The organism is Streptomyces sp. WM6372 (assembly GCF_001279655.1).
In the GTDB taxonomy this organism is placed as follows: Bacteria; Actinomycetota; Actinomycetes; order Streptomycetales; family Streptomycetaceae; genus Streptomyces.
The window spans coordinates 116,803-131,066 of sequence record NZ_LGDB01000127.1 but is presented as its reverse complement, the minus strand read 5'-3'; the positions used below and the strand labels follow the sequence as shown (position 1 = coordinate 131,066).

General features: G+C 77.1%; 8 protein-coding genes. All 8 read left to right on the top strand.

Features of this window, described 5'->3' with window-relative positions:
• Genes ADK52_RS11685 through ADK52_RS11650 form a run of 8 tightly spaced genes read left to right on the top strand, consistent with a single transcriptional unit; the run spans position 1 to position 14,168 of the window.
• On the top strand, positions 1-2,712 hold the full coding sequence (locus ADK52_RS11685) for a hypothetical protein (protein ID WP_053689685.1): 2,712 nt from the start codon (positions 1-3) through the stop codon (positions 2,710-2,712).
• A gap of 50 nt (positions 2,713-2,762) precedes the next feature.
• Entirely contained in the window at positions 2,763-3,248 is a 486-nt protein-coding gene (locus ADK52_RS11680; protein ID WP_107090038.1) for a GPW/gp25 family protein, read from the top strand.
• Positions 3,249-3,266: 18 nt separating this feature from the next.
• Positions 3,267-5,441, top strand: coding sequence for a putative baseplate assembly protein (locus ADK52_RS11675; RefSeq protein ID WP_053689683.1), 2,175 nt, complete (start codon positions 3,267-3,269; stop codon positions 5,439-5,441).
• Positions 5,441-7,582 carry a phage tail protein gene (locus ADK52_RS11670; protein WP_053689682.1) on the top strand — a complete coding sequence of 714 codons (2,142 nt, stop codon included), beginning with the start codon at positions 5,441-5,443 and terminating at the stop codon, positions 7,580-7,582. The genes ADK52_RS11675 and ADK52_RS11670 overlap by 1 nt, the downstream gene beginning before the upstream one ends.
• On the top strand, positions 7,579-9,231 hold the full coding sequence (locus tag ADK52_RS11665) for a hypothetical protein (protein ID WP_159045906.1): 1,653 nt from the start codon (positions 7,579-7,581) through the stop codon (positions 9,229-9,231). The genes ADK52_RS11670 and ADK52_RS11665 overlap by 4 nt, the downstream gene beginning before the upstream one ends.
• The gene (locus ADK52_RS11660) at positions 9,224-11,332 is read left to right on the top strand and encodes an ATP-binding protein (protein WP_053689680.1); all 2,109 of its coding nucleotides are present in this window, start codon (positions 9,224-9,226) and stop codon (positions 11,330-11,332) included. Before ADK52_RS11665 ends, ADK52_RS11660 begins: the two co-directional genes overlap by 8 nt.
• Positions 11,329-12,807, top strand: a complete 1,479-nt coding sequence (locus ADK52_RS11655) for a hypothetical protein (RefSeq protein WP_053689679.1) — start codon at positions 11,329-11,331, stop codon at positions 12,805-12,807. The genes ADK52_RS11660 and ADK52_RS11655 overlap by 4 nt, the downstream gene beginning before the upstream one ends.
• Positions 12,804-14,168 (top strand): hypothetical protein, encoded by a 1,365-nt coding sequence (locus ADK52_RS11650; protein WP_053689678.1) that lies wholly within the window; start codon positions 12,804-12,806, stop codon positions 14,166-14,168. The genes ADK52_RS11655 and ADK52_RS11650 overlap by 4 nt, the downstream gene beginning before the upstream one ends.
• The last annotated feature ends 96 nt before the right edge of the window (positions 14,169-14,264 follow it).

Below are 14,264 nucleotides of genomic sequence, written 5' to 3'. Positions count from 1 at the left end.
ATGGCGGCTGCGGCCCCCGCGGCCAGGGAACCGGCCCCCGCGGCCCGGGAACCCGCCCGCGCACCCGTCCCGGCCCCGGCCGTACGGGCACCCGCGCAGGCCCCCGGACCCGCGCCCGTACGGCCCGCCGCCGGAAACCTCGCGGACGAGCTGTCCCGTACGGTCCTCGCGCCCGACGTCCCCCGGGAGGAACTGGCGCTCCAGGGCGGAGCGGCGCTCGACGTGCCCGCGCCGGTCGAGGAGTACCTGGACCGCAAGGGGGCCGCGGGCGGGCCCGTACGCGTGCGCCTCGGCGGGCTCGCCGCCGGCACCCTCCACCTGCGCAAGACCGACCAGGGGATCGCCACCGGACCCGGAAACGGCCACCAGGCCGTCCCGTTGCACCATCCGCTGCTGCTGCCGCTGCGCACCGAGGGCATCGAGCCGGTGCTCGCCCTGCGCGTCCGCGGCGGCGTACCGGAGGGGCACGCCTCGGCCCGGGTGAAGGGCGTACTGCTCGACGACGGCCGGGGCCTGTTCGACATGCTGCAGGGCTCCGCCCGGGCCCTGGGCTGGCACGGCGTGAGCGGTCTGCGGCTGGCGGGGGTGGAGAACGAACTGCGCGGCCCGGCGCTCTTCGTGAAGGCCGGCGCGATGTCCTTCACCCTCGGCGGCTTCCTCAGCGCCTCGGGCAGCCTCGGCCTCGCGGGCGAACGGGTCACCTTCGACGCCGTCGCGAAGGGCACGGTGGCCGGGCTCGGCTCGGTGGAGGTGCCGGTGGTCCGGGGGCCGGACGGGGCGCTGTCCGGGAAGGCGGTCGTGGATGTGGCGCTGCGCGGGTTCACCGGGCAGGTGACGGCCGCGTTCGCGGCCGGGCTCGTCGACGTACGGGGAACCGTGCGCCACGCCAACGACCGGTTCGACGGCCAGGTGACGCTGCTCGCCACCGACGCCGCGACGGCGAAGGCGCTGACGGACAGCCGTCTCCCCGAGCAGGTCACGTCCGCGAAGGCGGTGACCGGTGGGGCGACGGGCCCGGACGCCGCGGAGCCCGCGGTGCCGCGGCCCGGCCCCCGGGTGGTGGCGGGCTGGGGAACGGTCCGGGTCCGGCTGGCGGACTGGCTGCGCGGCGAGGCGCTGGTGGTCGTCGACCACCACGGCGAGGTGACGGTGGTCGGCAGGATCGAGCCGAAGCTGGACAAGCCGCTCTTCGAGCCGAAGAAGTACACCAAGCGGCTCGCGAGGTTCGAGGTCCGCGCGGCCTACGGCATCCCGCTGGTCGGCAACGTCTTCCTGTTCGCGAACATCGGCCTCGAAGCGCTCGCGGAGATCGGCCCCGCGACGCTCGACAAGATGGAGCTGACCGGCACCTGGTCGACCAGGCCGGAGGTGCTGAAGAGCCTCACGCTGACCGGCACCCTCAACCTCTCCGCGTACGCGGGCCTTCGGCTCACGGCCGAGGGCGGCGCGGGCGTCGAGCTCGTGGGCCACGACATCAAGGCGGGCATCGCCCTCGCAGCGCTCGCCGGTGTACGCGGGTACGTGGAGGCCACGCCGGTGATCGGCTACCGCGAGGTGGCCGATCCGAAGGCGGGCAAGCACGGGGAGTTCTTCCTGGCCGGGCACATGGAGATCGCCGCCCAGCCGTTCCTCGGGCTCGGCGGCGAGCTCTTCGTCGAACTCGACAGCCCGTGGTGGTCCCCGGCACCGGACAAGCGCTGGAACTGGCCGCTGGGGCAACTGGAGTACCCGCTGCCGGGGGAGTTCGGCATCGGGGCGGACGTGGAACACGTCCTGGGATCGGGAAAGGTCCCCGAAATCGCCTTCGGCGAGGTGAACTTCAGCCCGGACAAGTTCCTGACGGACCTGGTGAACGACCACGTCCCCGCCAAGTCGGCCAAGGACGAACAGAGGAAGGGCACCTGGAAGGAACCGGGGGCCACCCGGGCCGTCCCCGCCGCGCGGCCCCCGGCGAAGGCTCCCGCGCGGGCCGCCCCCGCTCCCGCACCGGCCAAGCCGGTCGCGCCCGAGGCCGCGCCCCCGTCCCCGGCCGTCCAGCACCGCTGGCTCGCCGGGCTGCACGCCCTGGGCGCGCTCGCCGAGAAGTCCCACCGCGACCCGCAGGACGCGGCCGAACTGCGCGACGCCCTGACCGGGATCAGGAGGACGTACGGCTTCACCACGCTGGACGCCGAGTTGGCCGGCGGAAAATGGCAGGTCACGGCCGCCATGAACCCGAAGACGAAGAAGCTCCCCGCCATCGACGCCGACACCTCGGCCCCCGGGGACGCCGGCGGGGTGGTGGGCGTCGACCGCCGCGATCCCAAGGAGCTGCCCGCGTACCACGGCGGCCGGTACAGCGAGCTGAAGAACCCGAAGACCGGCCTCAACTACGCCGGTACCGAGATCAACCACATTCCGCCGCAAGGCGTCACCAAGAAGATCAAGAACCTCTCGGTCGGACGCGGTCCGGCGATCCAGATGGACAAGCAGGACCACCGCGGGCGCAAGGACTCCGAGGGCAACTGGACGGACCATCCCCGGGTGTTGAGCACGGGCAAGTGGAAGGAGTCCGACGAGCACCGGGCCGGCCAGCTCGATCTGATGCAGGCCGAGAAGTTCAAGGCCGCCGTCCAGATGGACGTCAAGGACATCCGGTCCAAGTTCAACACCAAGTACGACGCCGCCATCAACGAGATGAAGCCCGCCCTCCGGGAGGAGGGCTGGTGGTGACCCGGGCAGGGGAGACGGTGCGGTGACGGTCCCGGCGGAGCATGGACGCCATGGCAGCATCTGACGCCCTGACAGCCGCCCCCGGCGGCCGCGGCCCGGCCGCCCTGTCCGCCGCCGAGGCCCGGCTCGGGACCGGGCTGCGGTTCCCGTTCCGGCCCGGAAACGGGAGCGGAAGCGGAGACGGGAGCGGAGACGGGAGCGGGAGCGGAGGCGGGCTCGGGTGGGTCACCGGGGCCGCCGCCATCCGGCAGTCCATCGAGACCGTCCTCGACACCGAGCCCGGCGAGAGGATCATGCGCCCCACCTTCGGCTGCGGACTGCGCCGCCACCTCATGGCCCCCAACACCCCCGCCATCCGCACCGCGATCGCCGCCGAGATCGGCGAGGCGCTCACCGCCTGGGAGCCCCGGATCCGGGTCACCGAGGTCGCCGTGACCCCGGGGGAGGAGCCCACCCTCGTATGGATCGACATCGCCTACGTGCACCTGCTCGACCTGCGCCCGGACAACCTCGTCTACCCCTTCTACCTGCGGTAGGGGCCGGGTGACGACGGTATGCCGCTGATCGGCCCCATCCTCGACGACCGCACCTTCGAACAGCTCCGGGACGAGCTGGTCAAGCGGATCCCCGTCTACGCCCCCGAGTGGACCGACCACAACGCCGCGGACCCCGGCATCGCGCTGCTCGAACTCTTCGCACACCTCGGGGAGTCCCTGCTCTTCCGCTTCAACCAGATCCCCGACGCCACCAAGGTCGCCTTCCTGCGGCTGCTCGGCGTCCGCCCGCGCCCCGCGCTCACCGCCCGCGCCCTCCTCGTCCTGCAGACCGAACGCCCCGAGGGGGTGCAGGTGTTGCGCGGCGCCGAGGCCCGGGCCGGCGGGGTCTCCTTCGAGACCGGCAACGAGGTCGTCGCCTGGCCCCTGGAGACCCTCGCCGTCGGCAAGACGCCCGCCCCCGAGGCACCCGGCCCCGCCGAGAGCCGCCGCCGCCAGAACGCGGTCGAGGCCCTGCCCAAGGGCGAGCGGGGCCGGGTGGCCTCCGGGGCGCCCGTCGCCTTCTACGTCACCACCGCCGTACCCGCCGACCCGCTGGACCCCGACCAGCCGCCCCTGGACGTCAGCACCACCCTCGACCGCTCCCTGTGGATCGCCCTGCTCGCCAAGAACACCACCGACCCCCGCCTGATGGCCGGCCGGACCCTCTTCCTCGGTGTCGTCCCCGACGAGCGGCTCCCGCGCCCCTACGACCTGCGCGCCCGCGACACCCAGGACCCGACCCGGCTGCGGGCGGGCGACCTCGTGAGCGCCCCGCCCGGCTTCCTCTGGGAGCTGTGGAACGGCCCCGGAGCCCCCACCGCCTTCACCTCCCTCGCCGTGCTCGGCGACACCACCCGAGGACTGACCACCGCGGGCGTGGTCTCCGTCGAGCTGCCCGCGGCCTTCCCCGCCCATCCCCGGGGCGCCGCCGGCCCCGGCGGCCTGCACAGCCCGCCCCCGCTCGACGACGAGAAGGCGGCCGCCCGCGTCCTGGGCTGGCTGCGCGTACGCCGCCCCGCCGACGAGAACGACGCCATCCACCGCATCCGCTGGGTCGGCGTCAACGCCGTCGGCGCCGTACAGGCCCGCACCGCCGCACCCGAACTCCTCGGCACCGGCACCGCCGACGCCGGCCAGGTCCTGCGCCTCACCCGGCATCCCGTCCTCGCGGGCAGCGTCCGGCTGGAGGTCGAGGAGGCCGACGGCTGGCGCCCCTGGACCGAGGTCGAGGACTTCGCCGCCAGCGGCCCCTTCGACCGGCACTACACCCTCGACGCCGAAGCCGGACTCGTCCGCTTCGGCACCCGCTGCCGGCTGCCCCAGATCGGCGAGCGCATCCGCGTCCTCGCGTACCGGTACGGCGGCGGCTCCGCCGGGAACGTCCCGGCGGGCGCGATCGGCGCGCTCACCGGAGTCGCCGGAGTCAAGGTCACCAACCCCCTCCCGGCGGCCGGCGGCGCCGACCCCGCCTCCCTCGCCGACGCCCTGGAGGCCCTGCCCGCCGAGGTGCACCGCCGCGACCGGGCCGTCACCTCAGACGACTTCCGCTCCCTCGCCCTCGAAGTCCCCGGCGTGCGCCGCGCCGAGACCCTGCCCCTGCTCCACCCCGACACGCCCACCCAGCCCGCCGCCGGCGTCGTCAGCGTGCTCGTCTTCCCCACCGAGGACCTGCGGGACCCCGGAGCCCCGCTGCCCGACCTCGCCCTGCTGCGCCAGGCGGCCGCGTACCTCGCCCCCCGGCGCCTGGTCACGACCGAGCTGTACGTCATCCCGCCCACCTACGTGGACATCGCCGTCTCCGCGGGCATCCGGACCCGGGACGGCTACCAGCCCGACGCGGTCCGCCGCTGGGTCGAGCTGATCCTGCGCCAGTACCTCGCCCCGCTGCCCCCCTACGGGCCCGAAGGCGCGGGCTGGCCGCTGGGGCGGGCCGTGCGCCGCGCCGAACTGGAGGCCGTCGCCGTCCAGGTGGAGGGAGTGGAGTACCTGGAGGACGAGCTGCTGCTGGCCCGGCGCTCCGGTACGGGATGGACCCCGCTCCCGCTCGTCCCGCTGAACCCGTGGGAGGTGCCCCGGGTCGCCGCGATCACCGTCGTCACCGGCAGCCCGCTGCCCGTCGGCGCGGGATACGGCTCCCCGGCGCCGCCCCCCGGCGACCCCGTCGTCGTACCGCTCCCCCCGGAGGTGTGCTGATGCACGGCGACCGCGCGATCGGCGTCCTGGCCGACCCGGACCAGTGGGTGCGCTGCCGCCACGAGTCCACCGCCCTCCTCGACGAGGGCGGGGTCTGCCTCGCCTGGGAACCCGAGCCGGAGACGGGGCCCGACCCCGGGACGGCCGTGCACGGACCGGCCGGGCTGGCCTTCGACCGCTGGGGCCGCGCCTACCGCTCGTACCCGCGCGCCGGGCGCGTGGAGGTCAGCGCGCCCGGCGCCGCCGGCGAGGGGGCTCCCCACCGCCGGCCGGGCACCCTGTGCGTCCCGCGCGGCCTCGCCGTGGACGCCGCCCAGCGGCTGTTCATCGCTGAATCCGGGGCCGGCGCCGTCCACGTCGTCGACCTGTGGGGCGAGCGGCCGCTGCGCCGCGTCCCCGTCCGCAGCCCGGCCCGGCCGCACCGCAGGCCCCTCGACGTCACCGCCCACTGCGGGGCGGTGGCCGTGCTGGTCACCCGGCCCGCCGGGATCGTGCTGCTCCAGGGCCGCCGCGGACCGCTGCGCGGGCCCGCACTGCGCCACCCGGCGGGGAGCGAAGGCCTGCGACCCACCCGGATCGCCGACCACGCCGGCCACCTCCACGTGCTGTGGACCGGCCCGGCCGGCGGGCGCGCCGTCGTCGCCCGGGCCGACGGCACCCGGCCCCTCGCCGTACCGGACGCCACCGACCTCGACCTGACCGCCGACGGGGCGCTGGTGGTGGCCCGGGGCCCCGGCCAGCCGCTGCGGCGGTTCCGTACGGACGGCGGGGCCTGGACGGAGATCGAGCCCCTGCGCGCCCCCGGCTACGACGGCGGCGCCATGACCGCCGGGCCCGACGGCCGCGTCGCCTTCACCACCGCCGACGGCTTCGCCCGTACCGCCGGGCCCGCCGCCCGCTACACGCCCGCCGGGAGCGTCATCGGCTACCGCCTCGACGCGGGCGAGTACCGCACCCGCTGGGGCCGGCTGTTCCTCGACGCCTGCGTCCCGCCCGGCACCGAGGTCCGCGTCAGCTTCCTGACCACCGACGAGGACACCGTCCCCGACCCGCTGCCCTGGTCGCCGCCCGTGCGCGGACCGCGCGCCGTGCGCCACCCCGACCAGACCCCGCCGCTGCCCTCCCGCGCCCTCTACGCCGACCGGCTGCCGCCCTCCGCGCCCCTGTTCCGGCGCCCGACCGGCCGCGAACTGCCCTGGGCGCAGATCGACCCCGAGGACGGGTTCGAGACGTACGAGGCCCCCGTCGCGGCCCCGCCCGGCCGCTACCTGTGGATCGTCCTCCGGCTCGCCGGCACCCCGCGCGTGACCCCCCGCGTCCGGGGCCTGCGCGTGGAGCGGCCCGGACACCGGCTGCCCGCCGCGCTCCCCGCGGCCTGGAGCCGGGACGAGGCCGACGCCGCCTTCCTCCAGCGCTTCCTCGCCCCCGCCGAGGGACTCCTGCACGAACTGGACGCCCGCGCCGCCCTGCGCACCCTCCTGCTCGACCCCCGGGCCACCCCGCAGGAGGCCCTAGGCTGGCTGGCCGGGCTCCTCGGCCTGGCCCTGGACCGGCGCTGGCCGCCGGCCGCCCGGCGCGAGCTGATCGCCCAGGCGTACGACCTGTTCCGCATCCGCGGCACCGTCTCCTGCCTCGAACGGATCCTGCGGCTCTACCTCCCGCTGCCCATCAGCGTCGTGGAGCACTGGCGGCTGCGCGGCCTCGGCGGAGCCGTGCTCGGCGCCGGACCCGGCGGGGCCCCCGCACCGGCCGTCGGCGGCGCGGCGGCCACGGGCGGTGCGCTGGGCCGCTTCACCGTGGGCGGCACCCGGCCCGGGGAGGACGGCTACACCGCCGCCGCGCACCGGTTCAGCGTGCTCATCCCCGCCGATCCGGGCCCGGGCCGACTCGACGTGGTCCGCGCCATCGTGGAGGCCCACAAACCGGCCCACACCCTCGTCGACATCTGCCCGCTCGGCGCCGGCATGCGGATCGGCCGCACCCTGCACCTCGGTCTCACCTCCGTCGTCGGCCCCGGCGCGGCCTGGGGGCCCGCGGTCGTCGGCCGGATCCGGGTCGGCGAGGACGGCATCGTGGGCGTGCCCGCCGCCGGCTCCCGGGTCGGCGAGAGCACCATCACCGGGGCGGTGCGCGTCGGATGAGCGGCCCCACCGTGGTCATCGAGCGGCTGTCGGCGACCCTGCGCCACGCTCCCGGCGCGCCGCCGCCCGCGGCGGACCGGCTGCGCGGACCGCTGCGGCGCGCGGTCGACGGCCCCCTCGAAGCGGCCCTGCGCGCCCTGGACCTGCCGCCCGGGCACTGGTGCCTGGCCCGGCTCGACCTGAGCCTCGGCCTCGACCTGGACCGCCCCGATCCCGCGCTCGCCCGCGACTGGTCCGAGGCGGTCGCCGCGGCGATCGAGCGGACCGTACGGGAGGGCCGCGCGGGCGCACCGGGCGCTCTCGTGCACTACCGGCACGACGTGGAGCTGCTCGCCGACGCGGTGGCCGGGCTGGCCGCGGGGCGCCGCGAACGGCTGTGGGCCTGGCGGCAGACCGGGGTCCTGCGCCCCGGCGACCCGGCCCCGGAGGCGTCGCCCGGCCCGGCGCTGCTGGCCGCCCTGGAACGCCGCCCGGAGCAGGCCGCGGCCGCCGTGCTCCGCGGCGCCGAGCGGTGCGGGCTCGCCGCGCTGGACCGGGCCTGGGGGCGGGACGGCTGGCAGTGCCTGGCCGCGCTCGTGGCCGGTACGGACCGCCCCGCGCCCGGCGAACCCCCCGCCGCGCCGCCGCCCGGCCCCGACGCGCGGGCGCTGGCCCGGACCCTGCTCGCCGGATCGAGGCTGGTCCGGCTCGTCCGTGCCTCCCGGCTGCGCCCCGCCGGACCGGTCCTCGCCGCCTGGGCCGTGCTCGTCCTCGCGGAAACCGATCCGGCCGCACTGGAGCGGCCCGCAGCCCGGCCCGGGCTGCGCGGGCTGCTGGCGGAGGGGCTGCGGGCCCTGGGCGCAGGCGCCGCGAGGCCGGAGACCGAAGCGGCTTCAACTTTCCGGGAGTCGCCGGACGGCGGACACCGCGCGGACGGCGCGGACCCCGGGGACACCGAGCCCGCCGGGGCGGTGGCGGCCGCCGACGGCGCCGAAGCCCCGCCCGGTGGGGACGCGCCGCCGCAGCGGCCTCCCGCCGCCGGGCCGCCCCGCAACGGTGCGGGCGGCCGCGGACCGGGCCCGGGCGGCCCCTCGGCCGGCGACACCGCCGCGCCGGCCCCCGTACGGCCCGTAGGGGCCGAGCCCGCTCCCGATCCGGCGGACGGCGCGGCCACCGGCTGGGCCGGGCTGCTGTTCCTGCTCGCCACGGCGCCCGAAACCGGGCTCCCGGACCGCGCCCTCGACGAACCCGCCCTGGCCGCACGTCCGTTGCCCTGGGTCCTGCACGCCGCCGCCCGCGCCCTCGTCCCCGGTATCGCGCCCGGTGACCCCGCCGCCCTCGCCCTCGCCGGACTCGCCCCCGACCGCGCCACCGCCCTCCTGCGCGCCCCGGCGGCGACCCCGCGTGAGCAGGACGCCGTGGACGCGCTCGCCGCCGGCTGGGCGGGGGCCACCGCCGCCCGCCTCGGCGACGAGCGGTACGCGCGGGACCCCTTCGGCGCCGTCCTCGCGGTCGCCCGCCGCCCCGGGCGCATCACGGCCGAGACCGGCTGGATCGAAGCCGTCCTCGCCGTCGCCGACACCGACCTGGCGGTCCGCCGCGCCGGACTGGACCTCGACCCGGGCTGGCTGGGCTGGCTCGGCGCGGTCGTGAGGTACCGCTATGTCTGAGCGCATCAGCCGGGACCTCTCCGGCCGGGCCGCCGAGGTCGCCGTACGCGTGGCCGAGCTGCTGGAGACCCTGTGCAGCGAGGAGGCGGGCGGCGAGTCCGTGGCGTTCCTGCGCGACTGGGCCGCGAGCGCCGCACAGCGGGCCGCCGCCGCACCCGGCCTACGCCCAACGTCCCACACCCCGCTCGACCGGCTCGTGGACCGGTACGGCCTCGGCTCCCTGGAGACCGAGCTCGTCCTGTTCGCCGGGCTCCCCGAGGAACACGAGGGCCTGGCACGGACGTTCCGCACCATGAACCCCGGCGGCGCCCCGCACCCCAGCGTGGGCCTGGCCGGCCTCCTGATCGACTGCGCGGCCCGTACGGCGGCCCGCGGCGGGGTACGCGGGCAAGCGCCCGACCGGGTCGTCCTGCGCCGGCTGCTCCACGAGGGCCCGGCCGCACGGGCCGGCGTGCTCGCCCTCACCGGCGAAGGCCCCTTCCACGAACGCTCCCTGACCCTCGCCGACGGGCTGTGGGAGGCCCTCCACGGCTACCCCGCCCGGCCCGCCGCCCTGGAGGAGGCCGACCCCGGCCCGCCCGTCGCCGGACTCGACGGCTGGCTCGAACTCCCCGAGAGCGTCCGGGCCGTCGCCGCCCTGCGCTCCCGCGAACCCCGCGTCCTGCTGGTCTGCGCCCGGGACGAGACCGTGGCCCTCAGCCGCTGCGCCGCCCTCGCCCGCGCCGCCGGACTCGGCCTGCTCGCCGCCCGGACCCGCCCCGAAGACCCCCGCGCCATGGGGCTGCTGGGGTTGCACGCCGCCGTACGGGACGCCGTGCCGCTGCTGGTGGTGCCGGCCCCGGCGGACGGGGCGGCGGGCCCGGTCACCCCCGCCGTCGCCCGGATCCCCGGCCCGCTGCTGGTCTGCGCGGCGCCGGGCACCGTACGCCCCGGGCCGCAGCGTCCCGTACTCACCGTGCCGGTCGGGCCGATCGGCACGGCGGACCGGCGCACCGCCTGGCGGTCCGCGCTGCCCGGGGCGCCCGAGCACGCCCCCGAACTGGCCGCGCGCCACCCCCTCGACCCGGCGCTCACCGCCCAGGTGGCCCTCGACGTGCACAGCCGCGCCGCACTGGCCCCCGAGCCCCCCGACGGCGAGGAGGACGGCGCCGGCCCGGACGTCTCCGGCGCCATCCGCGCCCGCGCCGGGGCACTGCTGCCGTCGGGCGTCGACCTGGTCAGCCCGCGGGCCCGCCGGCCGCGGCTGGTCCTCGGCGCGGAGGCCGACGGCCAGCTGCGCGACGCCGTGGCCCGGCTGCGCCACCAGGCGCTGGTCCTGGACGACTGGCGGCTGCGCGAGGCCGCCCGGGCCGCCCGCGGCGTACGGCTGCTGCTCACCGGGCCGCCCGGCACCGGGAAATCCCTGGCCGCCGAGGTACTGGCGACCGAGGCGGGCCGGGACCTGCTCGTCGTCGACGGCTCCGAGCTGGTGTCGAAGTACATCGGCGAGACGGAGAAGAACCTCGCCGCCTGCTTCGAAGTCGCCGAGCGCACGCAGGCGGTGTTCCTCCTCGACGAGGCCGACGCCCTGTTCGCCACCCGTACCGAGGTCTCCGAGGCCAACGACCGGTTCGCGAACATGGAGACGGCCTACCTGCTCCAGCGGCTGGACCGCTTCGACGGGCTGGCCGTGCTGACGACCAACCTGCGGCAGAACATCGACGCCGCCTTCATCCGCCGCATGGACTTCGTCGTGGAGTTCCCGCTCCCCGACGAGGCCGGCCGGTACCGGTTGTGGGAGCTGCACCTGCCCCGGGCCCTGCTGGACGCCGACGTGGACCTGGCGGGGCTCGCGCAGCACTACCCCGTGCCGGGCGGCTGGATCCGCAACGCGGCGATCGGCGCGGCCTTCCGGGCGGCGGACGACGGGGGAGCGGTCCGCCAGGGCCACCTCGTCGACGCGATGCGGCGCGAGTACGGCAAGGCGGGCCGCCCGTTCCCCGGGGAGCCGGCCGCGCCGGGCGGCGCGGGCGCGGACCGGCGGGCGGCGCTGGCCCTGGACTCGGCGTACGACCTCCCCGGTCCGGTCATCGACCGGCGTACCCAGAAGGAGAGCTCATGACGGCGCTCGGCTCCGGCGGCACCCCGTGCGGCTGCGGCGGCGGGTCCGCCCCGGACCTGCCCACCGACCCCTCGTACGGAGACGGGCCGTGCGGGCCCGGCCCCTGCGGCGGGGACGAGCTGCCCGTGAACCCCTTCCTCGCGCTGCGCGTGGCCTTCGGGATGCTGCTCGGCGAAGACGACTTCCGTGTCCTGATGGGCCATCCGCGCGGCAAGCTCATGCTGCACAACGCCTGGCAGCACGGCTCCGGGGTGCTCTGGGGGCTCGGGGTCGCCCGGGACGGCGACGAGCTCCGGGTGGCTCCGGGGCTGGCCGTCGACGGGCTCGGCCGCGAGCTCACCCTCGAAACGGCCTGGTGCGTCTCCCTGACCGCGTGGGCGAGGGACTGGATCGAAGCGCACCCGCCGCAGGACGGGCACCCGGCGCAGGACGGGCACCCGCCCCGGGAGGGAGGGGCGGACGCGGACGCCGAGCCCGGGCCGCCCCGGCGGCGCACCGTCGAGGCCTGGATCCTCGCGGAGTTCGCGTCCTGCCCGGACCGGCCGGTGCCCGCCCTGGCCGACCCGTGCGACGTGACGCGCCGGCACGACGACTTCTCCCGGATCGTGGAGAGCGCGCGGATCACCCTCCGCTCCACCGCCCCCGCGCCCTGGCGCCCGTACCACCGCGTACGGGTCCTGCTCGGACTCGACGAGGCCACCCCGGGGGACACCGCCGGGCAGGAGGCGCTGCGGGAGGCTGCCGAGGTGGCCCGGGTCCCCGCGCACCGGCGGGCCCCGGCGCTGCTCGCCGCCTTCCGCCGGCTGGCCGCCGCGGACGCCACCGCGCTGGCGCCCGAGCGCGAGGAGGGCGACATGTGCCCGCCGTGGGCGCCGGTCACGGAGGACCACGCCCCCGTCGTACTGGCCCGCCTCACGGTGGAACTCAGCGAGTACGACGGCTGCGTACGGATCGAGGAGGTGCGCGCCGACCCGTCCGTCCGGACCGCGGTCCTGCCCACCACCACCGTCCAGGAGCTGGTGTGCGGCCTGGCGCCCGGGATCATCGGCGCCGCCGCCGAGGCGGACGCCGCAGGCCCGCGCCTGATCCGCGGCTCCCTCGCCTGGAGCCGCGAGCACACGGTGCTGAGCTTCGAGGTCACCGCTCCGCTCGCGCCGGGCTCCGCCGAACCGGAGGGCATCGAGATCACCTCGCTCTCCGACTCCGGCCGCGGCTGGGCCAACGACGAGGTCGCCGGGATCCGGGTGTCGGCCGACGGGCTCCGGGTGAAGGTGGACCTGGACCAGCGGCCCGCGTACGAGACGGTCCGCGTCCGCGTCCGCGGTACCGGCCCCAAGCCCCTGTACGGCGAGCACCCGCGCGCGCCCTTCGCGGGGCTGGAGGGCGGCCCGCCGGGCACCGCCGACGAGGGGAACGACGCCGTGGTCACCGTCCATCTGCCGCGCCAGGCGGCCCCCGGGAGGACCGAGGAATGACGATCAGCGAAGCCGGCGCCGCAGCCGCGGGGGCCGCCCCGCCCGCCGACCCCGCGAGCCCGGCCCCGCCCGCCGGCCCCTCCGCGACCGCCGACGGCGGGATCGACCGGCTGAACCCCTTCGACGGGCTGTTCCTGCGCGCCGAACACCTGAGCCGCATCCAGGACTACGCCCGCGAACTCGCCCTGGCCGTTGGCGCGGCGGGCGGCCCCGGCGTGGTCGAGGGCTACGAGGTCAGCGTGAAGGACGGCACCCTCCGGGTCGGCGGCGGCCTCGCCGTCTCCCCGGAGGGCCGCCCGCTGCGCTCGCAGCGCCTCGTCACGCTCCCGCTCACCGGCCTCGACCCCGGGCTCGACGGGTTCTGGTGGGTCGAAGTGGCACCCGACTCCCGTCCCTACGGCGACGCCCCGGTGCAGGGCAGCTACTGCGACGACCCCTGCGCCGGCTCGGGCACCACCCGGCGCCCCTACCTCGCCGAAGGGGTGCGGATCCAGCTGGCGGAGGGCACCGAGCCGGGGCTCGACAACCAACTCCCGGCCTCCCGGCGCAACTTCCTCGCCTCGCGGATCTTCGGCGCCGAGCGCACCGGGCACTCCCCGTGGCCGTACGGGACCGGCAGCGCGCACCTGCCGCAGTCCTGGACCCCGCCGGCCGCGAGCCCGGGCCGGCCGAGGACGGTCCGGATCGCGGTGCTCCTGCGCGACCCGGGCAGGCCCGACGGGTGGGAGGTCGACACGTGGGCCGCCCGCCGCGACCGGGCCGCGGCCCCGCCGCAGCGGTACTGGCAGTCGCGGCTCGGCATGCGGCCCTGGGACGCGTACACGGCCCAGATCCTCCAGTTCCAGGACCAGTTGGCGCAGGTGCTGGGCGCCGCGCCGGCGCCCGCCGCCGATCTGGGGCCGCTGCTGGAGCAGTTGGCGCTCATCGGAGAGGAGCAGTTCCTCAAGAGCCACACCAAGGACCAGCTGGGCCGGGAGGTGGCCCGGCTGATCACGGGCATCGGCGAGGGCGCCCTGATCCGGCCAGCGCAGGCCGGACCGGGCCCGTACGCCCTGCAAGACCTGGGCATCGCGGAACTCCCGCCCGCCGGGTACCTGCCGTACACCCCCGAGCCCGAGCAGAGCGCCGGCCCCGCGGGGATCCGGGCGCTGCTGGGCGGGCAGGTGGAGCTGAGGTACTGCTCCTGCGCGCTCCCCGATGTCGCCCGGGCCGTGCAGGAGGCACAACACCGGGACCGCATCCGGCTCGACGAGCCCGTCGGCGTGGACATCCTGCTGCCCGTCGACGACCGGGCGGCGCCCGTCGGGGACTGGGTCGCGTTCGTCAGGCGGGAGCAGCGTCACTGTTATGACCCCGGATGACTGTGACGACCCCGAATGACTGTGACGACCCCGGATGACCGCCACGATCCCGAGTGAAATCATAGCACTCGGTGACTGATCGGTGACGGTGCGCGC